This is a genomic window from Mucilaginibacter sp. P5_A4, assembly GCF_056400605.1.
This window is the reverse complement of the sequence record NZ_JBFUKX010000029.1, coordinates 1-26,524: the sequence shown is the minus strand read 5'-3', so window position 1 is coordinate 26,524 and position 26,524 is coordinate 1. Positions and strand designations below refer to the sequence as shown.

General features: G+C 41.8%; 17 protein-coding genes. 11 read left to right on the top strand and 6 right to left on the bottom strand.

Features of this window, described 5'->3' with window-relative positions:
* The first annotated feature begins 12 nt into the window (after nucleotides 1-12).
* The 6 genes from AC1DQW_RS17135 to AC1DQW_RS17110 all read left to right on the top strand — a co-directional run bounded on the left by AC1DQW_RS17135 (nucleotide 13) and on the right by AC1DQW_RS17110 (nucleotide 9,214).
* Nucleotides 13-1,389: a sigma-54-dependent transcriptional regulator gene (locus AC1DQW_RS17135; RefSeq protein ID WP_477455205.1), complete on the top strand. Its 1,377-nt coding sequence runs from the start codon at nucleotides 13-15 to the stop codon at nucleotides 1,387-1,389.
* The gene (locus tag AC1DQW_RS17130; protein ID WP_477455204.1) at nucleotides 1,373-2,707 is read left to right on the top strand and encodes a sensor histidine kinase; all 1,335 of its coding nucleotides are present in this window, start codon (nucleotides 1,373-1,375) and stop codon (nucleotides 2,705-2,707) included. Before AC1DQW_RS17135 ends, AC1DQW_RS17130 begins: the two co-directional genes overlap by 17 nt.
* Before the next feature lie 128 nt (nucleotides 2,708-2,835).
* Nucleotides 2,836-4,506: an alpha-amylase family protein gene (locus AC1DQW_RS17125; RefSeq protein ID WP_477455203.1), complete on the top strand. Its 1,671-nt coding sequence runs from the start codon at nucleotides 2,836-2,838 to the stop codon at nucleotides 4,504-4,506.
* A 163-nt stretch (nucleotides 4,507-4,669) separates the two neighbouring features.
* Nucleotides 4,670-5,980: a hypothetical protein gene (locus AC1DQW_RS17120; protein ID WP_477455202.1), complete on the top strand. Its 1,311-nt coding sequence runs from the start codon at nucleotides 4,670-4,672 to the stop codon at nucleotides 5,978-5,980.
* A 6-nt stretch (nucleotides 5,981-5,986) separates the two neighbouring features.
* Nucleotides 5,987-6,916, top strand: a complete 930-nt coding sequence (locus AC1DQW_RS17115; RefSeq protein ID WP_477455201.1) for a nucleoside hydrolase — start codon at nucleotides 5,987-5,989, stop codon at nucleotides 6,914-6,916.
* 90 nt (nucleotides 6,917-7,006) lie between these two features.
* A complete protein-coding gene (locus tag AC1DQW_RS17110) occupies nucleotides 7,007-9,214 on the top strand; it encodes an outer membrane protein assembly factor BamB family protein (protein ID WP_477455200.1) in 2,208 nt (735 codons plus the stop codon).
* A gap of 126 nt (nucleotides 9,215-9,340) precedes the next feature.
* On the opposite strand, the gene AC1DQW_RS17105 is transcribed toward AC1DQW_RS17110, so the two are convergent.
* The 5 genes from AC1DQW_RS17105 to AC1DQW_RS17085 all read right to left on the bottom strand — a co-directional run bounded on the left by AC1DQW_RS17105 (nucleotide 9,341) and on the right by AC1DQW_RS17085 (nucleotide 19,259).
* Nucleotides 9,341-10,813: a SusD/RagB family nutrient-binding outer membrane lipoprotein gene (locus tag AC1DQW_RS17105; protein ID WP_477455199.1), complete on the bottom strand. Its 1,473-nt coding sequence runs from the start codon at nucleotides 10,811-10,813 to the stop codon at nucleotides 9,341-9,343.
* Between the two features lie 22 nt (nucleotides 10,814-10,835).
* Nucleotides 10,836-14,267: a SusC/RagA family TonB-linked outer membrane protein gene (locus AC1DQW_RS17100; RefSeq protein ID WP_477455198.1), complete on the bottom strand. Its 3,432-nt coding sequence runs from the start codon at nucleotides 14,265-14,267 to the stop codon at nucleotides 10,836-10,838.
* Nucleotides 14,268-14,546: 279 nt separating this feature from the next.
* Nucleotides 14,547-15,734 carry a FecR family protein gene (locus tag AC1DQW_RS17095; RefSeq protein ID WP_477455197.1) on the bottom strand — a complete coding sequence of 396 codons (1,188 nt, stop codon included), beginning with the start codon at nucleotides 15,732-15,734 and terminating at the stop codon, nucleotides 14,547-14,549.
* Nucleotides 15,735-15,823: 89 nt separating this feature from the next.
* Nucleotides 15,824-16,426, bottom strand: a complete 603-nt coding sequence (locus AC1DQW_RS17090) for an RNA polymerase sigma-70 factor (RefSeq protein ID WP_477455196.1) — start codon at nucleotides 16,424-16,426, stop codon at nucleotides 15,824-15,826.
* Between the two features lie 433 nt (nucleotides 16,427-16,859).
* Nucleotides 16,860-19,259, bottom strand: coding sequence for a TonB-dependent receptor domain-containing protein (locus AC1DQW_RS17085; RefSeq protein ID WP_477455195.1), 2,400 nt, complete (start codon nucleotides 19,257-19,259; stop codon nucleotides 16,860-16,862).
* 428 nt (nucleotides 19,260-19,687) lie between these two features.
* On the opposite strand from AC1DQW_RS17085, the gene AC1DQW_RS17080 reads away from it, so the two are divergent.
* From AC1DQW_RS17080 to AC1DQW_RS17070, 3 genes are all read left to right on the top strand, one after another.
* On the top strand, nucleotides 19,688-20,740 hold the full coding sequence (locus AC1DQW_RS17080) for a hypothetical protein (protein WP_477455194.1): 1,053 nt from the start codon (nucleotides 19,688-19,690) through the stop codon (nucleotides 20,738-20,740).
* A gap of 165 nt (nucleotides 20,741-20,905) precedes the next feature.
* Nucleotides 20,906-22,864 (top strand): M1 family metallopeptidase, encoded by a 1,959-nt coding sequence (locus AC1DQW_RS17075; protein WP_477455193.1) that lies wholly within the window; start codon nucleotides 20,906-20,908, stop codon nucleotides 22,862-22,864.
* A gap of 466 nt (nucleotides 22,865-23,330) precedes the next feature.
* Nucleotides 23,331-23,579 carry a hypothetical protein gene (locus tag AC1DQW_RS17070; RefSeq protein WP_477455192.1) on the top strand — a complete coding sequence of 83 codons (249 nt, stop codon included), beginning with the start codon at nucleotides 23,331-23,333 and terminating at the stop codon, nucleotides 23,577-23,579.
* Between the two features lie 6 nt (nucleotides 23,580-23,585).
* On the opposite strand, the gene AC1DQW_RS17065 is transcribed toward AC1DQW_RS17070, so the two are convergent.
* The gene (locus tag AC1DQW_RS17065; protein WP_477455191.1) at nucleotides 23,586-24,866 is read right to left on the bottom strand and encodes a hypothetical protein; all 1,281 of its coding nucleotides are present in this window, start codon (nucleotides 24,864-24,866) and stop codon (nucleotides 23,586-23,588) included.
* 135 nt (nucleotides 24,867-25,001) lie between these two features.
* Between AC1DQW_RS17065 and AC1DQW_RS17060 the strand changes: the two genes are divergently transcribed.
* Nucleotides 25,002-25,643 (top strand): hypothetical protein, encoded by a 642-nt coding sequence (locus AC1DQW_RS17060; RefSeq protein ID WP_477455190.1) that lies wholly within the window; start codon nucleotides 25,002-25,004, stop codon nucleotides 25,641-25,643.
* A gap of 32 nt (nucleotides 25,644-25,675) precedes the next feature.
* Complete coding sequence (locus tag AC1DQW_RS17055; protein WP_477455189.1) at nucleotides 25,676-26,323, top strand: LamG domain-containing protein; 648 nt, start codon at nucleotides 25,676-25,678, stop codon at nucleotides 26,321-26,323.
* Nucleotides 26,324-26,524 lie beyond the last annotated feature (201 nt).

Below are 26,524 nucleotides of genomic sequence, written 5' to 3'. Positions count from 1 at the left end.
TAACCTGCAATTATGATATTGGTTATTGATGATGATATTGCTGTACGCACATCGCTTTTGCTGCTGCTAAAAAGCGAAGGGTACGAGGTTTTGAGTACCGAAGAACCAGCCGATGCTTTAAAGATCATAAAGAAAAGCAAACCCGAACTAATTATTCTCGACCTGAATTTCTCTATAGATACATCGGGACAGGAAGGTATGGAACTGCTCGAGAAGATAAAACAGCAGCATAACGGAGCCATCCCGGTGATCCTGATTACCGGCTGGGGCAGCATCGAACTGGCTGTAAAAGGGATGAAGCTTGGTGCCAATGATTTTATCAATAAGCCCTGGAATAACGAACACCTTTTACAGTCGGTGAAAACCCTGATCGATCTGCGGGATAAAAAGACCGAACACCGTACCCGCAAGCAACTGGATAAAACCTACAACTTTCAACACATTATAGGCGAAGACCCTAAAATGCTGGATATACTGGAAACCATCGGTAGGGTAGCTACCACTGATGCATCCATCCTCATCATGGGCGAAAGTGGAACTGGCAAGGAGCTGATAGCCGAGGCTATTCACCAAAATAGCCTGCGCCGTAATAAGCCATTTATTAAGGTGAACCTGGGTGGAATCTCCACTTCATTGTTTGAGAGCGAGATGTTTGGACACATCCGCGGGGCCTTTACCGATGCGAGGTTTGACAGAATTGGCCGTTTTGAAATGGCCCATAAAGGCACCATATTTTTAGATGAGATAGGCGATCTGGATGCCAGCAGCCAGGTAAAACTACTGCGCGTTTTGCAGGACCGTACTTACGAAATGTTGGGCAGCAGCCGCACCAAAACGCTGGATACCAGGGTAGTTTGCGCCACTAATAAAAACCTTAACGAAATGGTATCGCGCGGTACTTTTAGGGAAGATCTGCTGTATCGTATTAACCTGATTACCGTTTATCTGCCCGCCCTGCGCGAGCGTCCGAAGGACATTCCTTTGTTGGTTGATTTTTTTATCAATAATTTAAAAGAGATTTATAACCGGCCTAAATTATCTGTAGCGGCATCGGCCATGAAGTGGCTGCAAACCCTACCTTTACCCGGTAATATCAGGCAATTGAAAAACCTGGTGGAACGATCCATACTGGTGAGTAAAAAAGATGAACTGGGTATTGACGATTTTCGTTCGCAGCTGGAGCTATCACCGGTAAAAAAAGGCAATATGCAGCTGCCTGGTGTTGGTACTTTAACTTTGGAAGAAGTAGAGGTAGAGATGATAAAACGTGCCATGGATCATCATAAAAACAAGATAAGCAGGGCCGCAGCGGCTTTGGGGCTCACGCGCAGCGCCCTGTACCGACGGCTCGACAAATACCAGATACCATACGATGAAGCTGAGGACTAAATACGTTTTATTTGTTGTAATACTGCACCTGGTAACCCTGGTGCTCACTTACTTTATTTTTAACCAAAACAAGGTCTTCTTTATTATATCAGAGGTATTTGTGCTCATTTCGGTTGTGGTAGCTGTACAGCTTTACCGCCAGCTGATAAATCCTTTAAAGCTATTGATGCAGGGAGTTGATGCCATAAAGGACAAGGATTTTAATGTTAAATTTTTATCAACCGGCAAACACGAGATTGACGCGCTGATTGATGTTTATAACCAGATGATGGATGAGTTGAGAACAGAACGCACAAGGCAGGAGCAACAGCATTTCTTTTTAGAAAAACTGATCTATACTTCGCCAACAGGCATCATTATATTGGATTTTGACGATCATATACAACAGGTGAACCCAAAGGCTCAGCAGCTTTTGTCAGTTACCGAAGACAAACTTCATGGATATTCCATTCAGGAACTGGAACACCCCTTATTTGAACAGATGAGGCTGCTTAAATCCGGCGAAACAACGGTAGTAAAGCTGGACGGAGTAAGCTCATTTAAACTCCAGAAATCGCATTTTGTGGATAGGGGGTTTTCGCGCCATTTTATTATGATCGAAGACCTGACCGCCGAAATACTGGCCGCCGAAAAAAAGGTATATGGCAAGGTTATCCGTATGATGGCGCATGAAGTGAATAACACCATTGGTCCGGTTAATTCCATCATGCAATCGGCCATGAAAACCGACCAGCTTTGGGAGGGGCACAACTTTGATATTTTAAAAGATGCCCTGCAGGTGGCCATGGACCGCAATCAAAACCTAAACCTGTTTATGCGCAACTTTGCCGACCTTGTGAAGCTGCCACCCGCCAATAAACATCCCATAATACTTCAAACGCTTATCAACTCAGTAACCACGTTGATGTCCATCAAAGCCGAAGAAAAAGGAGTAAACTTTGAGTTTAATTTGCCCGATGATGCTGTAAATATCATGGCCGATGAACAGCAACTGGAGCAGGCGCTCATCAACATTGTAAAAAATGCCATTGAGTCCATTGACGATAAAGGCTCGGTAAAATTCACACTCATCCCTAAAGAGAAAAAACTCATTATCAGCGATACCGGTAAAGGCATCACTACTGAGCAAAGCATTAACCTTTTTTCGCCATTCTTCAGCACTAAAAAAGACGGGCAGGGCATAGGGCTTACCCTTGTAAGGGAGATTCTGCTTAATCACGGTTTCGAATTCAGCCTAAAGACGGTTGCGGAAAGGCAAACGGAGTTTGTAGTGTGGTATAAGCCGCACCCAGCACCCTCCAAAGGAGAGGGCTTTTAATTTGAGCCTACAGCACCACGGGGAATAGCAGCCTGAAATCGAGACTCTTATTTGCTCGTTTAATATTATTTCATTTTAATTCCCTGAAACCTTTTAGTAATGTTGTAAATCCAATTCAGAACATTACCATGCAAAGCCGACATTTTTTAAAACTTACTGCAACTACCGGCGTGGCCGTGTTGTTCAGCCGGCTTACTTATGCAACATCAACCCAAACATCGGCGATTAGTGCCCCGGATGAAGTCTGGGCACAATCTGGCAATGAATGGTTCAAGCTGAAGGTTACCAATGGTAACAAATTTACTTATAAGGATATAGAGGTTACGGTAAAAACCAGCGGAAATGCAAAAGGAGTATATATCCAATCGCCAACACAGCAACTCAATTCGGTACGTTTAAAATGGAAGCATAACACAGCTTCATCAGCAAAATACCTTGGTGACCATTGGGAGCGTTCTTACGGCGACCTGCAATGGAAAACCGGCTTTGATGGTGTTAAAAACCCATGGTACGTAATAATACACGATGCAAAGCAAACTGCCTGCTTCGGCGTAAAAACAGGGGCAAATAGTATTTGTTGGTGGGGTTTAGATACTGATAGCCTGGAGCTTACTTTAGATACCCATTCGGGCGGCAATGGTGTATTGCTTGGCAATCGTACCTTACATGCTGCAGATATCATTATCGGCCATGGTTTGCCGGGTGAAACGCCCTTCCGTACCGATCATCGCTTTTGCGGGATGATGTGCGAAAAGCCCCGCCTGCCCAAACAGCCAATTTATGGTATAAACGACTGGTACTTTGCCTACGGCAACAACAATTTCGACCTCATAAAACAAACCACGGCTATGATGGGTGAGTTGGTTACTGATACCGGCAATAAGCCATTTTCGGTGATTGATGCCGGTTGGGCTACCTATTCGCCTTTGCTGCCCGGCGATGGTGGCTGGAATGATGATTTCAGTAAACCCAATGATAAATTTAAAGACATGCACCTGCTTGGTGATGAGATAAAAAAACTGGGTATGCGCCCAGGTTTGTGGATGCGCCCGCTTTGTGCCCGTCATGATGAAAAGGCAAGTTTACTGGCGCCAAAGATCTCCGGCAGGGACGATCCTAAAAACCCAACACTCGATCCTACCATCCCGGAAAATATTGAACGGGTTAAACGCAACTTCGATTTTTATAAGCAATGGGGCTACGAAATGGTAAAGCATGATTTCAGTACCTATGATATAACCGGCCGCTGGGGTTTTGAAATGAAGAACAGTATCACCATACCCGGCTGGAACTTTAATGACAGGAGCAAAACCACTGCCGAAATTATTCTTCACCTGTACCGTTCCATCCGTGAGGCAGCCGGAGATGGCATTTATGTGATTGGCTGTAATACCATGAGTCACCTGAGTGCCGGGATCTTCGAGATGTGCCGCATAGGTGACGATACCAGCGGCAATGAATGGGCCCGAACCCGAAAAATGGGTATAAATACGCTGGCCTTCCGCCTGCCGCAGCACAATAAATTTTATGCTGTTGATGGTGATTGCGTTGGGCTTACCACCAAAATTGAATGGAGCAGGAACAAACAATGGCTGGAGCTATTGGCCGAAAGTGGTGCGCCGCTATTTATCTCGGCCCAACCCGAAGCTATGGGCGAAGAACAGAAAGCAGCCGTAAAAACAGCATTTGCCCGGGCAGCCAAAGTACTGCCCTTAGGTGAACCATTGGATTGGATGGATACCATGCTGCCCGAAAAATGGAAGCTTAATGGGAAAATAGTTGAGTTTAACTGGGTGTAATAGCCTTACAACATTCTGTTTTTCCGTCATTGAGTAGGAAGTAATGGCCGGTTGGGAAGGCATAGTGCTGATAAAATTACAAGCTAACATTTTCCACATTTTCCTCAGTAAACAATGTAATCATTATCTTGTTCCACATTTACTTTGAATAGGATAATTTAACATGAAGAAACTACTGCTATTTATACCCATACTTTTTATATTGGCCTGTGGACATGACCCGGCACAGCAGCTGGAAAACAAGAAGCTTAACAGTCTTGCTGTTGAGTATGTGAGGCTTGGCCTTACTATTGGTCAATATGACACCGACTTTGTGGATGCCTATTATGGTCCTGATTCGTTAAAACCGAAGCAATCACCTAAAAAAGAGTTCCCAAAGGATAGTTTACTTGCAAATACCAATATTTTGATGAATGAGTTGAAAATTATTTCGACTAACTCACAAATCGACACTAATAAAATACGGGCCAACTGGATGATGGATCAATTGGTGGCATTCAGCAGGCGAATCCGGATTTTTTCGGGCGAGGAAAGACCCTTTGACGAGGAATCAAAGGAGCTTTTTGGTGTAGCCGCCCCGGTGTATGATGAAGACCATTTTAAAGCGCAGATAGCCTTATTGGATAGTATCCTGCCGGGAAAGGGCCGGGTAAGTGAACGTTTTCAAAAACTGGCCAATAAATTCATTATCCCTAAAGATAAGCTCGACCCGGTGATAAAAGCCGCCATTGCCGAAGCCCGCAAGCGCACCATGGCCCATTACACCTTGCCCGCAGGCGAAGCTTTTACGCTGGAGTATGTAACCAATAAACCATGGAGCGGTTATAACTGGTACAAGGGGAACTATAAAAGCACCGTTCAGATCAATACCGACCTGAAGATTTTTATAGACCGTGCTATTGATGTGGGCAGCCATGAAAGCTACCCTGGTCATCATGTGTACAATATGTTGTTGGAGAAAAACCTGTACCATGATAAAGGCTGGGTAGAGATCTCTATGTATCCGTTGTTTAGTCCGCAAAGTTTAGTTGCCGAGGGGAGCGCCAATTACGGTATCGAGGTAGCTTTTCCGGGGGATGAGAAGGTGAAGTTTGCCAAAAATGTATTGCTGCCGCTGGCCGGTTTGGATACCGCGGGTATCGACCTGTATTTTAAAGCACTTGCAATAAAAGGTAATTTAAATTATGCCCGTAACGAGGCGGCAAGAGGGCTTATTAACAACACCATGTCGCGCGATAAGGCTACCAATTACCTTACCAAATATTGTTTGATGAATGATGAAACAGCTTCTAAATCCGTTAGCTTTATTAAAAAATACCGTAGCTATGTAATTAACTATAATTACGGGATGGATATGGTAAAAAACTATATCGAAAAAAATGGAGGTACCGCTAAGGATCCTGTGAAACGATGGGAACTTTTTGGTAGATTGCTGAGCAATGAGGTAACTACCGACGAGTTGCTTAAAAAATAAACCGCCATGTTCAAAAAAGTTATCCCGGTCTGTTTGATCGCTATACTAATAGCCTGTACCGGCTATGCTCAAAAAAGAATAGTATGGCTTGATTCGGATACGGGTAATGAAATGGACGATTTATATGCCATTGTTTATCTTTTAAAAGATAAACAGGTAAATATTGTTGGGCTAAGTTCGGCCCATTTCAATAATGCCGATATGCTGGTTGGTGATAAATGGCATTATTACCCCACAAAAAACATCAACACAGTGCAACTAAGCCAGGACTTGAATGAGCAGTTGCTGCAGCTTACTTCCAGAACCGACATTCCCCATCCGCTGGGTAGCAGGGGAACTATCGGGCATTCCTGGGGTGGAAAGGAGCCTGTTATTTCTGATGCCGAAAAAGGAATAATAGCCGCAGTACATCAGCTTAAGGACGGCGAAAAACTGGATTTGCTGTGTATTGGAACCGCGTCAAACATAGCGTCGGCCATTCAGCTTGATACTACTATCATTCCTAAAATAAGGGTTTATGTGCTGGCAGGACGCTATTTCAGCGACCGGAAGGTGTGGGATAAAAGCGAATTTAACGTTCGCAACGATTTGAATGCATTTGATCTGTTGCTCAATTGCAAAGGACTTGACCTTACCGTTATGCCCATTAACACCGCCATCGCCTTGAGGTTTAACCGTGCTGTTTGCCGTAACAATTTAAAGGATAAAGGTAAATTAGGTGAGCTGTTATATAACCGCTGGGATTTTGTGGAAGCTAAAGAAACCTGGGTAATGTGGGATCTTGCCCTTGTGATGGCCTATCTTGATCCGGCAAAAGCCGAAAAAATTAAAGCCGATGTACCACCCGAAAACGGACCCCGTGAGATATCAGTATATAAAACTATCGATGCTAAAGTCATGGAGCAGGATTTTTGGAACCGGATAAAAGAGCTGTAGATTAAAAAACAAGTTCAGCATGACTCTTTCTTTTATCTTCCGAGAAATAGAAAAGATTGGACAATTTAATACTAAACAGAACCAATGATAATGAAGAACAGGTTTTTAACCGCCCTTTTTTTTACTGCGGGTGTTTATGCATCATGTAAAAATCCAAAACCTAACCAGGCCGACGCAGCTTACACCGGCTGGGGTACTTATGCCGGTTCAAAGGAAGGCAACCGTTATTCATCAAACCAGGAGATCAACCTAAGTAATATAAGCAAGCTAAAAATAGCGTGGAAGTATAGCACCAACGATAAAGATACTGCCAACAGGAGCCAGAACCAGTGTAACCCCATTATGGTTGATGGCATACTGTATGGCACAAGCCCTAAATTGAAATTATTTGCACTGGATGCCGCCACAGGCCGGCAAAAATGGCTTTTTGACCCGGCAAAGGCTGATACCACGAACAGTGGCGACCCGATGGCTTACTACAAAGTGAGCAGGGGAGTTATCTACTGGCAAAATAAGGATGGCGGCCAGAAGCGGATTTTTTATAGTGTCGGCATTAAGACTTTCGCTATAGATGCGGAGACCGGTACACCAATTATGACCTTTGGCAAAAACGGCTATATTGATCTTACCAAAAACCTTGGCAGGGATACTAAATCATTTGTGGCAGGTACCACGCCGGGCGTGGTTTATCATAATCTGCTGATTGTTGGAACCCGCGTAGCCGAATCTGCCGATGCAGCGCCGGGGCATATCAGGGCTTATGATGTACGTACGGGAAAACTAAAGTGGATTTTCCATACCATTCCGCATCCCGGCGAAAAAGGTTACGAAACATGGCAGGATACTGCCGCTTACAAAAAGTTTGGCGGAGCCAACAGTTGGGCAGGTATGGCGCTGGATGAAAAGCGGGGCATAGTTTATATTCCAACCGGATCTATAGGCGGTGATTTTTATGGTGGTTTCCGTAAGGGGAAAAATCTGTTTGGCAATTCGTTGCTTGCGCTGGATGCGGCTAACGGAACGTTGAAATGGCATTTCCAGGTGGTTCACCATGACCTGTGGGACCGTGACCTGCCCGCTAATCCCAATTTGGTAACTATAACTCACGATGGTAAAAAAATTGATGCTGTAGTCCAGATCACCAAGCATGGTTATATTTTTATGTTCGATAGGGCCAATGGTAAGCCTATATTCCCGATAGTAGAAACACCGGTACCCACCAAAGCCCTGCCGGGCGAAAGGCCATGGCCAACACAGCCAATACCAACCTTACCGCAACCTTTTGCAAGGCAAATATTTAATCCCGAGGATATAACCAACCGTACACCCGAAGCGCACAAAGAGATGCTGGAAAAATACAACCAGGTTAAAAACCGCCTGATGTTTACTCCACCCAGTAAAAAAGGTGGCTGGATCTTCCCCGGCTTTGATGGTGGAGGCGAGTGGGGCGGCGCAGCGGTTGATAAGGAAACAAACATCATGTACATCAGCTGCTCCGAAATGCCCTGGGCACAGGTAATGATCAACGTGCCAAAGGTGGCTAATAATAACTCATTAAAAGGAATGGGACAGGTGATCTACAATAAAAACTGCATTGCCTGCCATGGGCCGCAGCTAAAAGGTAATGGCACATCATATCCATCGCTGGTAAACATTGGAAAAAAGTACAAGGAAGAACAACTAAGCCAGGTAATTGCGAATGGCCGCAACATGATGCCATCCTTTAAACAGATAACATCACAGGATAAAAAAGCGCTGCTGGCTTTCCTGCTGAAACTGCCGGACGCCAAAGCGAAAAAAACGTTAGCTAAAGAACCAACTACCGACCGGACTGCCAGCACCAAAACCGAAAAGAAGGTGGTTGACGAGATTCCATACACCATGACCGGCTATAACCGGTTTTTGGATAAGGACGGCTACCCTGGAATTAAGCCACCGTGGGGTACCCTCAATGCTATCGACCTTACCACAGGCAAGCTGCTTTGGAAAGTGCCGGTAGGCGAATATCCCGAGCTCACCAAAAAAGGTATCCCGGTTACAGGTACGGAGCTGTATGGCGGTCCGCTGGTAACCAAAGGGGGGCTGGTATTTTTAGCTGCCACTAAGGACGAAAAGATTCGCGCTTTTGATAAAAAAACCGGGAAGGTGGTTTGGGAGGCGCAGTTACCCGCGGCAGGTTACGCTACCCCGGCTACTTATGTTATAGATGGTAAGCAGTACGTAGTAATAGCCTGTGGAGGCGGGAAGATTGGCAGTAAATCGGGTGATAAGTATGTTTGTTTTGGGTTAGGGGAATAAGAGTAAGCATACTGAACGAATATTCTCAGTTTTTTAAACCCAAAAGTGTACCAAACAAGTTTCCTATAAAAAAGACCGCTCCGGAAACTCCGAAAGCGGCCTCTACTTAAACTAAGTATTAATAAATTATTTATCCCACCAAACCCTGGCTTTGGAGTTAAAATCATTAGTGCCACCATAATTAGCCAATGCAGCGGTTACGTTGGCATTATTTAAAGTAAATTCAGATTGAGGATAAGGTATTTTACGCGGAATAACGCCCGATGTACCTGGATTAGGCGTTAATACAGGATATCCTGTACGCCTCCAGTTGGCCCATACTTCATCGGCATCAAATACAAAACCGGCAACCCAAAATTCTGTGTTGATTTTTGCTATCTGTGCTTCTGATGTTGCAGGTAGTGGGTTTTTGGCCAGGTAAGCATTAATTTGCGCGTTGGTAATTACAGGATTACCAGATAATTTGGACAGCGACTGCATGTGCCCGGTTATACCTGCGGCGTAGTGGTCGGCTGCACTACCGGTTATATATCCGCGTACGATGGCTTCGGCTGTTAAAAACTCAACCTCGGCATAAGCAAAATCAAAGAAAGGGGTATCCTTTTGGCCAAAAACATCGTAGCTGACCCTTGTATTTGGTGCCGGATCACTTGCTTTAAAGCTGTAACCAATAAATTTAGTAGTATCCGATGATTGTGGGGTACCTCCGTTGGCAACAAAAGTATCATATACTGCACCATATATTGCTAAACGTGGATCACCTGCTACTTTCATTTCGGTTACCAGGGTTTTATGAAGGAAAAAATGGTTTTGACCATCATTTAAGGTAAAATTAAACCCATTAGCCGTGGCAGAATTATGTAATAAAACAGGCATATCCGCATTGCTGGTCATAACACCATCAGCAATGGCCTCTTTTGCAAGGGTGGCCGCTTGTGTAGGGTCAATTTTTATTAACCGCATCCCTATTTTTAATAACATAGATGCCGCCAACTTTTTCCATTGAGCAGCATTGCCTGAATAAAACTGGTCGCCACTTACTTTTTGGCTGGAATTATTTGTTAAGAGGGTTATTGATTCTCTTAATTCATTTACAAAATCAGCGTAAATTTTTTGCTGCGGATCATAAACGGGAGTGAAAATTTTATCACTTAACGCCTTACCCGCCTGGCTGTACGGAATATCGCCGTAGTAATCGGTTAATTTCTGATAAATAAATACCCGCCATATCCTGGCAGCTGCGTACGTTGACTGCATATCGGTACGGGTTTTTAATACGGGAACAACGTATTCCAGGTCATTTAAAGCAGGTCTGTAAAAGTTGTTCCAATATCTTTGTGATACATCATCGGTTGCAACATAGGCATTACCCGCCCAGTCATTAGCATAACCAAACTGCATAAATGCATGGCAGTAGGCGGTACGTGGAAACATGTCCACACTTGATGTATTAACCAGCGCATCTGATAATAATGCTCCAGGATCAACAGATGTTATAGCATCCGGATTTAAGTTGTACTTGGCAAAGTCCTTGGTACAGCTTGTAAGCACAAGTGCTATAAAAAGGAATAATAATATGCTGTTAAATAAATTTTTCATGATTTTTCTCCTTTCTACGTGATTAAAAGGTAACATTTAAATTAAAGCCAAAAGTTCTGCTGGTTGGCAGCGCACCGCTATCATAGCCATAACCCTGAGCAATGCTATCTGATGCTTCCGGATCAAATGTTGGCAGGTCTTTTCTGAAAAAGAATAGGTTACGGGCAATTAATGATAATGTTGCCGAATGTATGTGGCTGTTGCCCAACACAGTTTTTGGCAGGGAATATCCCAATGAAATTTGCCTTAATTTGATAAAAGTTCTGCTGAAAACGTGGGCTTCATCAGCGCTTTTATCGGCGTTGCCTCCATCATTATACTGGATATAAGGGCTATACGGCAGTGTGTTTTTTACATAAACAGGCGCTGCTGTAGTACCGGTATTAATAACGCCGTTGGGTACATAAGTACCGTCACGCCCAACAAGCGAGGCCTCAGAATTTCCAAAGTAATTAGTCCAACGGGCTCCGGCTTCATAAATCTGGCCGCCAAACTGACCGTCGATAAGGAAACTGAACGAGAAGTTTTTGTAATTAAATGTATTGGTAATACCTCCTGACCAATTAGGATTAGCCGAACCTAAATAAGTTTCGTTGTTGTTAACCTCTTTTATAACAGCATCATTAGGTTGAGACGAATCGGAAGTACCGTACCTTGAGTTTACAGCGATGTATACATTTTGTCCATTGGCATCTTTCACAAACGATGTTCCGAATATAGAGCCCAGCGGATAGCCTACTTTTGATTTGATGTTATAATAATGCGAGATACCGTTGGCGCCTATTGTAGGGTCGAGTGCGGTTACCATATTTTTATTTTTGGCAGCGTTAAAGCCCACATTCCAGGTGAAGTCTTTTGTTTTCACCGGGCTGCCGCTAATTGCTAATTCAACACCCCGGTTGTACATCGATCCGGCATTAAAGTATAAAGAATTATAAGTCGTAGCATTACTTATGGTTGATTGCAATAAAAAGTTTTCAGACTTTTTGTAGTAATAAGCAAAATCAAAAGAAATCCTGTTTTGGAAAAACTTCAGTTCGGTACCAATCTCGGTTTCTGTTGTGGTTTCTGGTTTTAAACTTGGAGGGGGCACTGTAGAACCTGTAATTTCGGCATTGGTGATACCATTTACCGGTGGCTTAAGTGTAAAGGTTAAATCTGTTAACTGAGGTGTTGGGTTGCTGCCTGTTTGCCCGATAGAAGCCCTTATTTTACCAAATGATAATACAGATGGATCAATCTTTAAGGCATCTGTAAACACGTAACTTAAATTGGCTGACGGGTAGAACAATGTTGTTTTAAAATTTGGCCTTGTTGATGCGAGGGCCGAATACCAATCGTTGCGGCCGGTAATCTCTAAAAATAAATAATCTTTATAACCAAATTGCATCGAACCAAAAACCGAATTGGTTTTATATCGTGGTGTATGCGATTCTGTTGGCGCGTGCACATTGCTTGCGTTACTAAAATTCAGCAAATTCGGATCCGTCAGGCCTTCTGCATACAGATCTAATGAATATTGCTGTGAGTTTTGCAATTCGGCACCGGCAAACGCGTTCATCGTAAGATCACTGAATTTATGATCATATGATAACATGCCCCTCACATCAGATTTTTGCTGTTCTATTGTTGTTGTTCTGTAAACACCGCTGGTATTAATTACGTTATTAGGATGTACTACAAATAAAGCCGAGGTATTAATATAATCATAACCGGCAATTAAATTAGCATGCAAATGATCTGTAATGTCATAAGTTAAATTACCAGATGACATTACGCGGTTTTGGGTTTGATTGTTGGTTACCTTCTCTATCTGTACATAAGGGTTAGCATTATAGGTTGAAAGGTATTTGCCATCGGCGCTTTTAGCATCCAGCAAGGTAATATCAGTTGAACTGGCAATACGTGGATAAGCCAGGCCAAATGAGCCACGGCCATCGCCACGTAAAAGTGGTGCGTTTATGCGGTTTGTTCTCGACAGATCTATCTTGAAATCGGTATGTAATTTTTTACCATAATCCTGTGTTGAACGTAATACCGCGTTATACTTGTCATATCCTTCGCCGGGCGTAGGCAGGTTATCTTTTGTTTGCGATAACGAAACACGGTACGAGCCGTTTTCTGTTCCTTTGGTAAAGGCTAAACTATTGGTTGTAGTTACACCTGTGTTAAAGAAACGATCGAAGTTTTTAGCTGCGGATTGCGAAACATAAGGTTTTGTTTTTCCATCCATATCCAAAAAGGGCCTGCCATCCAGTTTACCACCCCATGACCATCCGGGGGCATCGCCAGAGTTATCTGCCAGCTGCCCGTAAAAAATAGGATCGCTGTAATCTGCAGCTGTATAAGGTCTGCCTAAATAACCACGACCGTATTCGGTTTGTAAATGATCATAAGGAACCATTTTTTCCAGCACGGTATTGCTGTTAAAGCTGATACCAAGGCCCTGATTTTTTTTACCTTTTTTTGTGGTAATTAAAATAACACCTGCCTGCGCGCCACCGCCATAAAGGGCTGCTGCAGAAGCACCTTTTAAAACACTTATTGATTCAATGTCATCGGGGTTAATGGACGACAGGCCGTCGCCCGGATCCGAACCTCCGTAAACCTTGCCGCCGTCATCACTATTTTCCCTGGTAGTGCTATTAATAGGTACACCATCAACCACATATAAAGGCTGGTTTGAACCAGAAAACGAAGAGTTGCCCCGTAGGATAACTCTTGATGAGCCACCTGGTCCGTTTGGTGGGCTTTGCACTACTAAACCAGCTACTTTACCTTCTAAAGCGTTGATAAATGTTGGCTCACGGGTAAGTGAAACCTCTTCGCCACCTACCTGGCTTATAGAATAGCCCAATTGCTTTTCTTCCTTTTTAATACCCAACGCAGTTACAACAACTTCGCTAAGTTTGCCCGATGGGGATAGGTTAACTGTTAAAAACGAATTATCGCCTACAATAACCTCTTTGGTTTGAAAACCAACAAAACTTACAATTAATGTGCTTTTAGCATCCGGAACATTGATGCTAAAAGTGCCATTTTCATCAGCGCTTACACCCAAAGTTGTTCCTTTAAGTTTAATACTTGCACCGGATAACGGCTGTCCGTTTTCGTCAACTACTTTTCCTTTAACATTAAGGAGTATAATAGCTGTAGTTGTATTATCTTTCTCTTGCAAAAAAACCGTATTGTTAACAATTTTATAAGTTAGCGGCAGGTTTTTTAAACATGCATTTAAAGCTTCATCCATTGAAGCATTTTTAACCTTTACGGTAATGTTTTTATTCTTTACGTCTTTGGTATCATAAAAAAAAAGATACCCGTTTTGTTTATTGATTGCTTGCAGCACTTTTTTTAAAGGCACGTTTGTTGCGTCGAGATTAATTTTCTGACTAAACGCACTCGCGCTGCATTGCATAAAGGCTATGACTATAAAAAAGGTAGTCAATTTCATAACCAATAGAATTTTTTGGGAAAGCCATGGCTTATAAATGGCTGTTAAAAAAGCATTTAATTTCATACTTTTGGAAAGTTTGGGTTAATACATGGTTAGGGACACTAAACTTGTTTTTCCGGTTAGCCGGAAGGGTTAACTCAAATATTTACCGTACCCTGATTCCAGTCGGGGTGCGGTTATTTTCATTAACCTTGCTGGGGGAGCGCCTAAAGCGGTTTTTGTATGTTTTTCTTCATTAATTTAATTTTAAGTTGAATAATTATTTAATTTAATTTTTTACTGCCTTACAGTAATTGTTTTACCCTCAATAGTATAATGGATTTTCTTAAAACTCAAGGCATCCAATAACTGCGAGGCATTAACATTCATGGATATCTCTCCTGAAAATTTTCTGTCTTCTATTTTGCCATCATATTTCACATCAACATTATACCAGCGGCTAAGCTGTCTCATAACAGATTCAATGCTGGCGTCATTAAAATGAAAAACACCATTTTTCCAATCTACAGCTTCTTCGGTATCCCCATCGGCAATATTCATTAGTCCATCCTTTAACTGTGACTGTTGGCCTGGTTTAAGCAGGTAACTTTTGTTTCCCACTTTTATTTTTACAATGCCTTCCAACAAGGTTGTTTTAACCTGATTTTCATCGGTATAAGCATTAATGTTAAAATGCGTACCTAAAACTTCAACCGTTTGCCCGTTACTTACAACCCTGAAAGGTTTTGTTTTATCATGTGCTACTTCAAAATAAGCTTCCCCGGTAATTTCTACTTTCCTGTCTTCGCCCGAAAATAAAACCGGGAATTTAATAGACGAGGCCGCATTAAGCCAAACATTGGTACCATCGGCCAATATGAGATGATATTGCCCTCCGCGTGGAGTGGTCATGGTATTATAGGTTGTTACCAATGTTGAGGTTTTTGTTCTGGATGATGAATTATAAGCTACCAAACCATCTGCTAATTTTTTAACAGCAATATTACCTTGATTGGCAATGCTACCATTAGCTGCTCCATTTAAAATTACCTGTTTACCGTTGGCAAGTGTCAGGATAGCTTTATTGCCGCCTGGAACAATGTCGGGATTCTTTTTAGTAGAGGTAACCTGTTGTTGAGGGGCATAATGCAGGTATGTAGGTATACCAATTGCTAAACATAATATAACAGCGGCCGCTGCAGCTAACAGCCATTTTCTGTTTGGTTTAAGCAGATGAACTTCTGCGGAGTTTAACCTGGATTTAACATTTATTAAAGCCGCCTCCGTATCAAATGCTTTAAATTCGGCGTGTAAATTTTCAAGCTCTTTTTCGTTTATTATTTTTTGGAATAGGGCACTGTTTGCTTCATCAGTTTCTATCCATAAAAATAATTCAGTGGAATCAGCTTCACTTAAATTGCCCTTCAAATAGCTGCTGATAAGATCAGAGATCTTTAAAAGAGGGTCAATTTTTGAATTTTCCATGTTTCTATTACCGATATTTGGTGATAGAACAGGGAAGGGGTAGGTTTTATCTAAAGAATTTTTAAATAAATTTAAAAATTAGTTAACGCCTACTTAATATGATTAATTATGCCAGGCAAAAACAAGAACATGCCTAAAGCAAGTCCCTCATCAGATAATCGATTTTTGAGTAAATTAAGGCCTCTCATTTTCTGATTATTAACCGTGCTTATGGTAATGCCCAGTTCACAGGCTATTTCTTTGGCTTTTTTCCCTTCCTCAAAAGTCATGCGGATTATTTTGCGGCATTGTTCTGGCAGGGTATCAACAGCGGCAAAAACTTGTCTTAGTACTTCGGCCTGGATAATAGTATTTAAAATAGTTGCTTCTTCAAAGTCGGTATTTACCAGGGACTGCTGGTGTTTAATTTTAACGCTGCTTTTTTCGAGGTGATTAAAGCAGGCGTTTTTTACACTTACATATAAATAAGCCCTTACGGCATCCATAGTACCGGGTATGTTTTCTTTTTGCCAAAATTTTACAAAAATATCCTGTACAATGTCCTGGGCATCAAAACGGTCCTGGATGATGCGGGAAGCAAAAAAACAAAGCGGGCGATAAAATTCTTCAAAAATCTGGTCGAAAGCTACTATGTCTTTACCCCTTAGCAAGTTAAATAATTCATAGTCCGATAACGCGTTTGGATTGTCCATGTCCTAATTAGGTAACGAATATAAATATATTTTAACATTAAATTCCAATTATCAATGATGAATGCCAACACCTTACAGGTAAATTGTTACAATGCAATTAGCTCATTATTCCTGCAAATGATTGGTTTATCACCGCAGTATTGGAAATTATATAATGAGCTGACGGAAAAGGTAATCATGTGATTAATATTCAGCCCGATAACACCGGCAGCAAGCTAACGATTGGCAGTAAGTCGGGTGATGAGTATGTTTGTTTTGGACTGGGGGAGTGATGGTGGCCGAACCTGTGAATAAATTCAGGCTGATAACGCTGGCCACAAGCTAAATGGAACAATGCCGGATTTTACCGGCCTGTTCCATTTTTAATGATTGAATAAAAGTAAATGCCAAAGGGAACATTACCCTAATTATACCCTTGCACTTATCATTGCTGTTAAAATTTGAAAGCCACACTGAATGCGAAATTCACCGGGCGTTGTGGGTTAACAGACCAGTAGCCGATATAGTACTTTTGGTTGGTTATGTTATTGGCATTAAATGTAAAGCGGTAACGATCGGCGTTATAAAACAGGCTTGCATTAAGTAAAGTATAACTGGGCAAATCAAATACGCCCGTTATGCTGTTATCGATTACTTTGTATACGCCAGCATAGTTGCCGCCAACACCAAATCCAAAATCTTTAAGACTGCCTTTGGTAAATTTATAGGTTGCCCACAGGTTTGCCAGGTCCTGCGGTCCCTGTCCGCCCTGGGCCCTGCCGGGTTCATTGTAAAAGTCGGTTCCGGTTGGGTTTCCAACTAATACCTGCGAGTGATTATGGCTATATCCGGCAATAAGATTAAAGCCCTGGAACGGATTGGCGTTGATATCTATTTCAAAACCCTTGCTTCCTACTTTTCCTCCCTGGAGCGAATTGTTGATGTCGGCAGGATCGGGGTACACCCTATCAGCAACTTTTATATCATAGTAGGATACCGTGGCGTTAAGCTTATCATTAAATAAATTGGTTTTTATGCCAAATTCAACCTGGTTGGCATGCTCGGGTTTAAATGATTTTACATTGCCATCAACATTTTTTGTAGGTGCTATATTGAAAAAAGCATTCATATAGTTGGCAAATACCGAAACCTTGTTTAAAACAGGCTGATAAACTAAACCAAACTTGGGCGATAACGCGAACTGATTGTAATTATCTGTAGGATCATTTACGTCGCCTTTTGATACAAAATAATCGGCCCTTAGGCTCACCATAGCCGATAGGGCTGGGGTGAAATTGATTACATCAGAAGCATAGCCACTATATGAGCTATTGCTTAGTTTAGCATTATTTGCACCGGTGCCAGCCAGCAGGCTATCAACCGAAGCTTGTGTGGTGTAAACAGGATGGGCCGGATCGGCGTAGCTAACAGCTCCCTGTGGGGTAACATACCTCATTAATCCATAGCCGGTGCCATTATCAACAACATTGCGGTTATAGCAATCCAAACCTATCAGTAAACGATTCCTTAGTTTACCTATCTTAAAATCGCCATTAAAATTTTGCTGGATATCAATAGTGGTGCTTACCTGGTTTTCTTTATGGATGTACTGGGCAAATTCATTATTATTTCCCGGGGCGTTGCCGTATATATAGCCATAATAACCGTTGGATTTTACGGTTCCGCGCGAAAGCACCGTTTGCGAGGTCCATTGATCGGATAACTTATATAGCATTTGCGCCTGCATATTATACCTTGGGTTTTTGATAGAAAGCTCATTGCTGGTAAATGACAGATTGTTATTAAGGTTTAGTTCTTTTATGGTTTTAAAAGTAAGCGGGGTTGCCCGGTCTGTGTTGAAAAAAACGGGGGCAAGCGCCCTTTCTTCTTCCAGTATTTCTACCAAAACATTGAATGTAAGCCTGTCGTTTACCTCATACACCAGTGATGGCGCAACAAAAAAAGATTTTTTGAAGCCCGCATCCTGGAAACTATTCTCTGAATGATAAGCTGTATTTAACCTTAAAGCTATTTTTTCTGTTTTGCTTAATGGTGTATTGATATCTGCCGAGATTCGGTTTAGCCCAAAGCTGCCGGTGTTGTAGGTTACTTCGCCACCGGTAGTAAAATAAGGTTTTTTTGTAATGGTATTGATAATGCCGCCATAACCATAAAAGGAGGCGCCAAAAAGCGTACCGGATGGACCTTTAATAACCTGTATTTCTTCTATATCAGCCGGGTCAAGATCTCCGCTTGTAAAGCCTGGTAAGCCGTTATAAAGTGAAGGCTGCGCCTCAAAGCCCCGTAAAGCGAAATAAGAAGCACCATCGCCGGCTCTGCCTGTTGATTCCCATGTCCTTGAAATTCCGGGAACGTTACGAAGAGCGTCGTCAAAATTAGTAATGCCTTGCTGCTTGATTATTTCTGAAGATACGGTGCTGTAAACCTGTGGGTTTTCGAGTTTCTTAAGTGGCATTTTGGCAACTATTGTGTTTACCTTGTTGGCATTTCTGGCGGATATGGTAACTTCCTGAAGCTGTGCCGAACTTTCTTTCAGGACGAAATTCACTGTCGCCGTTTCGCCCGATCTTACTTCCACAGTTTGCTCTTGCTTTTCAAGCCCTATAAGGGAGGCCGTCAAAACAAAGGAACCGGGCTTTACGCTTTTGATCTGGTATTTTCCGTCCTTACCCGACAAAGATCCTTTGCCCGTGCCTTTAATGGCTAAGCTCACAGACTCGGCCGGGCTCCCGTCGGATGTTTTTAACGTACCCGTAATATTGCCGTTTTGGGCGAATGATAAACTTGCAAAAAATAAAAACAGAATGGAGAAATAAGCTATTTTTTTCGTCATAGTATATGTGATTTAATAACCGCAAATGTATTATTTAGAATTATTCTAAACAATTTTATTTAAAATGATTCTAAATAATGACATACTATGTTCAATAAACAAATACACATTCAAATGTGTACTTCAAAAGTTGCTTGTTTTCAATGCTTTATTGGCCCATATGTTACATCAAATTCAACTCCTGTTGGATGTTATGAGGCCAACCGTGAATGAATTTCAAGTACCGTAGGGATCGCGTAAAAGCAATTTATCGCAGATACCTATCCGATTACTTTATGTTGAATTTGAATTCCCGGCAGCCTGTTATTTCCATAATATTGCTCACATACGGGCTAATCAACAATATCTGGGTATATTTGACATGCAGCCAGTAAAATCACGACGCTGTCAAATTGACTCCTGTTTGCCATTTATCAAATTATAAAACAATGAAGAAGGTCCTGTTATCTATCTTTTCTGCCATTATATTTCTGACTATCCTATCCTGGGCATTTCCTGATAAGGATACCATATCAGCAGGGACTCAGCCGCAAATTAGTGCAGATAACAAGGGTATTATCAGGGTGGTATATGGGGATAAGGATAATATATTTTGCGCTACCTCAGATAACCAGGGTGTAACATTCTCAAAACCGGTGCTGGTAGGTCATGTACCAGCTATGCACTTAGGAATGTCGAGAGGACCTCAGTTAGCCAGTTCGGCTAATTATAGTGTGATAACTGCAATTGATAAATCCGGCAATATTCATTGGTTTCAACTAAATCATTTATCCCAAAAATGGAAAAATATGGGCGTTATAAATGATATTAAAGGTTCGGCACCCGAAGGGTTAATGGGTTTGGCAGCCGATAAAAAAGATAATTTTTACGCGGTTTGGCTTGATACGCGTACGGTAGGCAATAACCAGGTTTATTTAGCCTCCCTGCCTGGAAAAAAGGGCGCCTGGTCGAAAAATATTTTGGCATACCGCTCACCTGATGGCCATGTATGCGAGTGCTGTAAACCAAGTATCGCCGTAAAGGGCACGGAAGTGGCTATCATGTTCAGAAACTGGCTTAACGGCTCAAGAGATCTGTATGTAGTTAAATCTTTGGATGGGGGTAAGGTGTTTCAGGCGGCTCAAAAAATGGGAATGGATACATGGATACTCAATGGCTGCCCGATGGATGGCGGCGGCATCGTTATTGATGGCTCAAACAGCATTCACACCATATGGCAGCGTAAAGGAAATATATATTATGCAAAGGTGGGTGAGCCCGAAACGTATATCGGGAAGGGAAGAACCTGCGCTATTTCAGAAGCCGGTGCTAATACGGTTATCACCTTTCAAAACAGCGATACGCTTAAGTTAATGTCGATAAAAAACAAAAATCAAATAACTGTGGGTAAAGGCGGGTTCCTGAAATCTGTTATTCTGCCGGGCAATAAAATACTATGCGTTTGGGAGCAGGAGAATATAATAAAGTTTAAAAAGATCTGAGTTTACTCCTCATAATTATATTAAAGCAGTTTTTTCAAATTTACAAAGACATTTCGCTGTTAAGAGCATAAAGTATATAAAATCCTTTTTACCTATGTTAAATTGTCCTGTTTCCTTTTATCTTAGCGATAACAGCAACAAAACTAATCTTAGTCAATTAACGGCATGCAAAAACCATTACACAACCTAAAGTTTATAGTCACTTGTATATTGTTTCTTATCGGTCATTTATCCTTTGCCCAGTCCAAATATCATCCTGCTGAATTATTTCCCTCTTTGCCGCTTTTACCTCCTGGAACCGGATATCGCACCGCCACCGGCGAGCCTGGACCTGCGTACTGGCAAAACCAGGCAGATTATATACTGGATGTGGCGTTAAACGACCAAACAAATGTAATAAGCGGAACAGCTACCATTACCTACACCAATAATAGCCCTAAAGCACTTTCGTATTTATGGATGCAGTTGGAGCAGAACGTATTTAAGAAAGATTCAAAAGGAATCCAGTCCAAACTATTCCTTTACAAAAATCCTGCTGAGCAGGTGGCCGATGGTGGTTACGAAATTGAGGGGATAAAACTTACGGGCAATAATGCCGGTGATATTAAATATCATGTGTATGATACCCGGATGCAGCTGGAGTTGCCGCAACCATTAAAAACCGGTGAAAAACTAACCTTCAGTATCCGGTATCGTTATAATTTCCCGGTTAATTATAAAAATGCCGATTTCCTGGTTAACAGAACGGATATCCTGCCCACAAAAAACGGTAATATTTATGCTATGGCGCAGTGGTACCCCAGGATGTGTGTGGTAGATGAGGTAGAGGGCTGGAACACGCTGCCATATCTTGGCAATGGGGAGTTTTACCTGGAGTATGGCAATTTTGAGGTGAACATTACAGTGCCCTCATCGTACATAGTAGAAGGCTCGGGCGACCTGATAAATCCTGAAGAAGTTTTAACTCCCGTACAGTTAAAACGTTGGCAATTGGCCAAAGAAAGTTCGCAACCCGTGCAGATCAGGTCGGCCAAAGAGGTTACAGAATCATCTTCGAGGCCTGCAAAGCCAACCTGCACCTGGAAGTTTAAGATGGATAATACAAGGGATTTCGCCTGGACAGCATCCAAATCATTTGTTTGGGAAGCCTTAAGTTTTCGGTTAGCCGATGGTAAGCACGTTATGGGCAGCTCATTATACCCTGTTGAATCGGAAAAGCAAAACAGCTGGAAGCGGTCATCGGAGTATATCAAATTTACACTACAGTATTTCTCAGATAAGTGGTATTCCTATCCCTATAACAAAGCAGTTAACGTAGCATCTAATTTAGATGGCATGGAATATCCCGGCATGGTATTTTGTTCGGCAAAAGATACCGGTAATATGTACTGGGCGGTGGTGAACCACGAATTGGGCCATACCTGGTTCCCGATGGTGGTAGGCAGCAACGAACGTAAATACGCCTGGATGGACGAGGGCTTTAACCTGTTTATTGATAACATGGCTACCAAAGCATTTAATAAAGGGGAGTTTATAGGCTATGCCGAAATTGATAGTCCGCTTGATTCGCTATTTTCAGAGAAATTATTGCCCATTGTAAGCCGCCCGGATGCTATACCCGGTAACCAGGTTTATCCGCTTCAATATCAAAAAGTGGCCTACCTGTTAACATTATTACGTAACCAGGTATTGGGACCGGATAGGTTTGACCGGGCTTTCAGAAAATACATCCGCGATTGGGCCTATAAGCATCCAACACCCTGGGATTTTTTCAGGAGTATGGATAGTTCTGCCGGAGAAGACCTTACCTGGTTTTGGAAGTCGATGTTTTTAGAGAATTACAGGCTCGATCAAAAGATAACTAAGGTGGCGGGGGCGGCAAATACCCAACCGCAAATCACCATTGAAAACCTGGAAAAAGCTGCCATGCCGCTGGGAGTTGAACTAACCTATACGGATGGCTCAACGGAACATCGTGAGTTCCCGGTAGAAATATGGGAGTATAGCGATACGTATATTTTTACGGGCAACAAAAAAGCAGCCATAGTCAAAATAGTTATCGACCCTTCAAAACTTTATCCTGATGTAGATAGGACCAACAATGTTTATGAGTTAAAAAAGTAGCGGAACAATGAACCAATTATTCATCTACATATTTGCACATCTTTAATCTGCACAGCTCCCTGGTTTATCTTGGATGTTTTTTACTTTTTTTGTATATTTGTTTAGCTGCGGGCAGGTTGGTTATTCTTCGGGATAATAAACCTGCCTGATTTAATAAAAAGAGGTGGTTATTAAATTTAAGTACTATTTAACTATTTGATTGTAAATTACTTGGTTGCTATTTCCGAGGAGATGGCAGGTGTACGAGAGGTAATCGGCAGGTATTTGAAAAGAGGCGTCAAAAGGTGTTGCAAAGGTATATGAACGGTATGTGGAAAGTTGATGTTTTTAAACCAGGTTTTTTGGTAATAATTGGGGTTGAAACGGGTATTTCTTAAACGCCTGGCTCAAATCAATAACAATAAAATAATATACAGTTAAATGAATGTTTATGCTTGCCTGTTAAATTTAAGGAAGCAAAAAACTGATGACCCGTATCGCGTTTCCCCGAAGTAATTTTGATGACCTTCGCATTTGTCCTATTGATAAATTGGAGGAGGGTATATCCCGGACATCTATCCGGTTAAAATTACAGAATAATCCTAAAAATGATAACGACCGCGAACACTACCAAAAAGAATTGGATAAGCTGAGTGTATTTAAATATATCAGCCAATTAAGAAAAGGCAAATTAAGCTATGATGATTTTATCCAAAAGGTAGAATTAATATGCTGAACCCTCTCAAAATTTCTCCTCATAAGCTTGTGCCCCGGGTGTTTCCAGCTTATAATGTTTTACCTGGCCGGGGCCTTCAAACTCAAACCTGATGCCTACAACACGGCCAATGCTGTGTTTTTGCTCTACATCCATGATCTGTTTATTATTGAGGAAAATTTTTAAGCGATGGTTTTTTACACTGCATTTTAAGTTTTGGAACCGGGTAAAATCACAACCGAAGGCGCTCAGGTCATGATCTTTGCCGTCTATCCAGTTATAGCCGGTTAAAATACCTATATCGGCAATGCAGCCTTTGTTTACTATGGGTATTATAATAGCTGCTCCGGCTCCTAAAATTGTCAGGTCGGCTTTACCGCAAACAGATTGCCCTGTGGTTGAGGTGTTGCGCAAAGTACATTCGAGCACAAAATCATCTGCCCTGATGCCGGGGAATTCGCGCACGTTCGAAAACTTTACCCAGGTATTATTAAACACAGGTACGCCAAGCTTTTGCTGCATAACCTCACCCGAAATACCCATATAACCTTGTCCTTTTATTTCGCCTGGCGATAGGTATACCGGTACGGGAAAATGGTCAACAATGCCTATCCAGCCCTTGGTTTTGATGAATACGGTGCTTTCTTTTTTAATCTGATTATCCACTATCAGCTTTGCTAAAAAATAACCGGGATGATAATAGATGGATGTATACTGTTTACCATTTCCAGGTACCCGTTCGCGCCGGCTGGGATCCCAGGATTGCTGGATAAAAACATTGTCCGAATTAAAAGCAGACGCATCGTACTGAAATACTACAGAGTTTGGCAGCCCATCGGATACCTTTTTACTGCTGAATTTTACGCCTGATAAGTCGATAGGTTTTTTCCTTTTCATGCTGATAAAATAAAGGCTGCCAATTACAAGCAAGAAACTCCCTATAAGCCAGACATATTTATATGGTTTTTTTGGAGAAGTTATTATGATTTCCTGGCCGGTTACGATGGGGGCTGCAGGTTGTTCTATAACACCGTTAACCTGGTGATGTTGCCTGAAATCGCGCCAGCTGGTATAATCAAGAAAACGGGCCAGCGCGTTGAGTGTAGCTGCCGTAGGGAAGCTTTCGTAGCGCACTTTCCCCCAGATGCGTTTAAGGGTTGATATGCTTAATTGAACTTTGGTTTTTTCAAATATCTGTTTGCTTAGCTGTTCAAAATCGCTGTTACTCCAAATATTGCTATCTCCCCAGTTCAATGTTTGTTCAATTAGCTGCCGGCATAACAAAAGCAATTGTTTTTCTTTTTCCATAGGTTTTTCAGGTGGATGATGCGGTATCTAAAAATGCAAAAAAGGTTTGAACAAACTTGAACAAAACTTGAAATGCTTATAAAGCTTTATTATGATCGCAATTTGCAAGTTTTGCTAAAGTTAAAATCTAAACTCATGAAGAACAATATTTTATTCACGCTCTTTTTACTCATTACACTCTTTTGTAATGTTGGTTATGCACAGCAAAATGGCACCTATGATCTTAATAACTTATTAAAGCAAAATAAACTGGTGATAACTCCCCGCCAAAGTGTAACCGAACTCGCCGATGGCACTAAGCAGGGCTTATCCTGTAATGGCATTGTATGGCTTAAGGGGACCAGCTTTAAAACCGGGACAATTGATATTGACCTGAGGGGCAAGGATGTTTTCCAGCAAAGTTTTCTGGGTATTGCTTTTCATGGTATTGATACCACTACTTACGATGCCATTTATTTCAGGCCATTTAATTTCCAGTCGCCGGATACATTGAGACGAAAGCATACTGTTCAATACATGAGTATGCCCGATTATACCTGGGACAGGCTGAGAAAAGAGCATCCCCTGGTATATGAAAATGCCGTAAACCCATTCCCGCTTGCAACCGCCTGGTTCCATGCGCGAATTGTAGTAAAGGCTGATGAAATTATTGTGTATGTGGATCATTCTACCAGCCCATCGCTTAAAGTAAAAAAGCTAAATAACAGGCAGGATGGCCTCATTGGCTTATGGGCAGATGGATTAACAGGCGACTTTGCCAATCTTGTGATTAAATAAAATCAATACAAACCTCATTAAAATTTATCATTATGAAAAAGCTATTGTTAATATCCATTCTCTTTGTGGATATTAAGGTCTCTGCCCAGCAAAAATACCAGGTGCATGATCTTTCTGTCATCAAACCTAAAGAGTGGATCATTCCCAAAAATGATACGCTTGATTATGAATTTGGCGCATACCTGGGCCAAAAGGCGCTGTTAATAAAACGGAAGATTGGTGACTATAAATCGGCCAGCCTGGCTTATCCTAAAAACTTAAACTTCAAGGATGGCATCATCGAATTCGACCTTGCATTCGCAGGCAAAGGAAATGGTTATATTGGCCTTGCCTTCAGAATAAAAGACGCCCATCATTACGAAACAGTGTACTTCAGGCCTTTATCATCAGGTACTATCAACGCTATACAATACATGCCCGAAAAGAAGGCCGAGTTTAACTGGTGGGATTATGAAGCAAATAAATACCAGGCCAATGCAATACTGCCGCACAATGACTGGTTTCATGTAAAAGTTGTGGTTAAGGACAGCAAAATGGAGGTGTATGTAAACAATGCAGCTAAACCATCAATGACATATGCCTCGCTCGATCCATCTTTAAAACGTGGTTCTGTAGGTTACTGGCATGGTAACTCATCTTTGGGTGCTTACAAAAATTTGGTAGTAAAGGCGCTCAAATAGCGCGTTAAATATGGTGTTTCCACGTGTATTATCCGGTTTTCTGAAGCACTAAAATATTGTAGCGGGAATTAAAGTAAACCTTGTTCTTAGGCTGGTGTTAAATTATGTGCTAAAAATCTCAACAAAATTTGCAACTTTAGCGCCAGCCAAATTTACATCTGATGAAATTCAAAATCCTGCCAGTATTGTTATGTACTGTAT

Excerpts from the sequence above, each read along its gene's own strand:
- AC1DQW_RS17135 (WP_477455205.1), top strand. The coding sequence starts at position 13 with ATGATATTGGTTATTGATGATGATATTGCTGTACGCACATCGCTTTTG.
- AC1DQW_RS17130 (WP_477455204.1), top strand. The coding sequence starts at position 1,373 with ATGAAGCTGAGGACTAAATACGTTTTATTTGTTGTAATACTGCACCTG.
- AC1DQW_RS17125 (WP_477455203.1), top strand. The coding sequence starts at position 2,836 with ATGCAAAGCCGACATTTTTTAAAACTTACTGCAACTACCGGCGTGGCC.
- AC1DQW_RS17120 (WP_477455202.1), top strand. The coding sequence starts at position 4,670 with ATGAAGAAACTACTGCTATTTATACCCATACTTTTTATATTGGCCTGT.
- AC1DQW_RS17115 (WP_477455201.1), top strand. The coding sequence starts at position 5,987 with ATGTTCAAAAAAGTTATCCCGGTCTGTTTGATCGCTATACTAATAGCC.
- AC1DQW_RS17110 (WP_477455200.1), top strand. The coding sequence starts at position 7,007 with ATGAAGAACAGGTTTTTAACCGCCCTTTTTTTTACTGCGGGTGTTTAT.
- AC1DQW_RS17105 (WP_477455199.1), bottom strand. The coding sequence starts at position 10,813 with ATGAAAAATTTATTTAACAGCATATTATTATTCCTTTTTATAGCACTT.
- AC1DQW_RS17100 (WP_477455198.1), bottom strand. The coding sequence starts at position 14,267 with ATGAAATTGACTACCTTTTTTATAGTCATAGCCTTTATGCAATGCAGC.
- AC1DQW_RS17095 (WP_477455197.1), bottom strand. The coding sequence starts at position 15,734 with ATGGAAAATTCAAAAATTGACCCTCTTTTAAAGATCTCTGATCTTATC.
- AC1DQW_RS17090 (WP_477455196.1), bottom strand. The coding sequence starts at position 16,426 with ATGGACAATCCAAACGCGTTATCGGACTATGAATTATTTAACTTGCTA.
- AC1DQW_RS17085 (WP_477455195.1), bottom strand. The coding sequence starts at position 19,259 with ATGACGAAAAAAATAGCTTATTTCTCCATTCTGTTTTTATTTTTTGCA.
- AC1DQW_RS17080 (WP_477455194.1), top strand. The coding sequence starts at position 19,688 with ATGAAGAAGGTCCTGTTATCTATCTTTTCTGCCATTATATTTCTGACT.
- AC1DQW_RS17075 (WP_477455193.1), top strand. The coding sequence starts at position 20,906 with ATGCAAAAACCATTACACAACCTAAAGTTTATAGTCACTTGTATATTG.
- AC1DQW_RS17070 (WP_477455192.1), top strand. The coding sequence starts at position 23,331 with ATGACCCGTATCGCGTTTCCCCGAAGTAATTTTGATGACCTTCGCATT.
- AC1DQW_RS17065 (WP_477455191.1), bottom strand. The coding sequence starts at position 24,866 with ATGGAAAAAGAAAAACAATTGCTTTTGTTATGCCGGCAGCTAATTGAA.
- AC1DQW_RS17060 (WP_477455190.1), top strand. The coding sequence starts at position 25,002 with ATGAAGAACAATATTTTATTCACGCTCTTTTTACTCATTACACTCTTT.
- AC1DQW_RS17055 (WP_477455189.1), top strand. The coding sequence starts at position 25,676 with ATGAAAAAGCTATTGTTAATATCCATTCTCTTTGTGGATATTAAGGTC.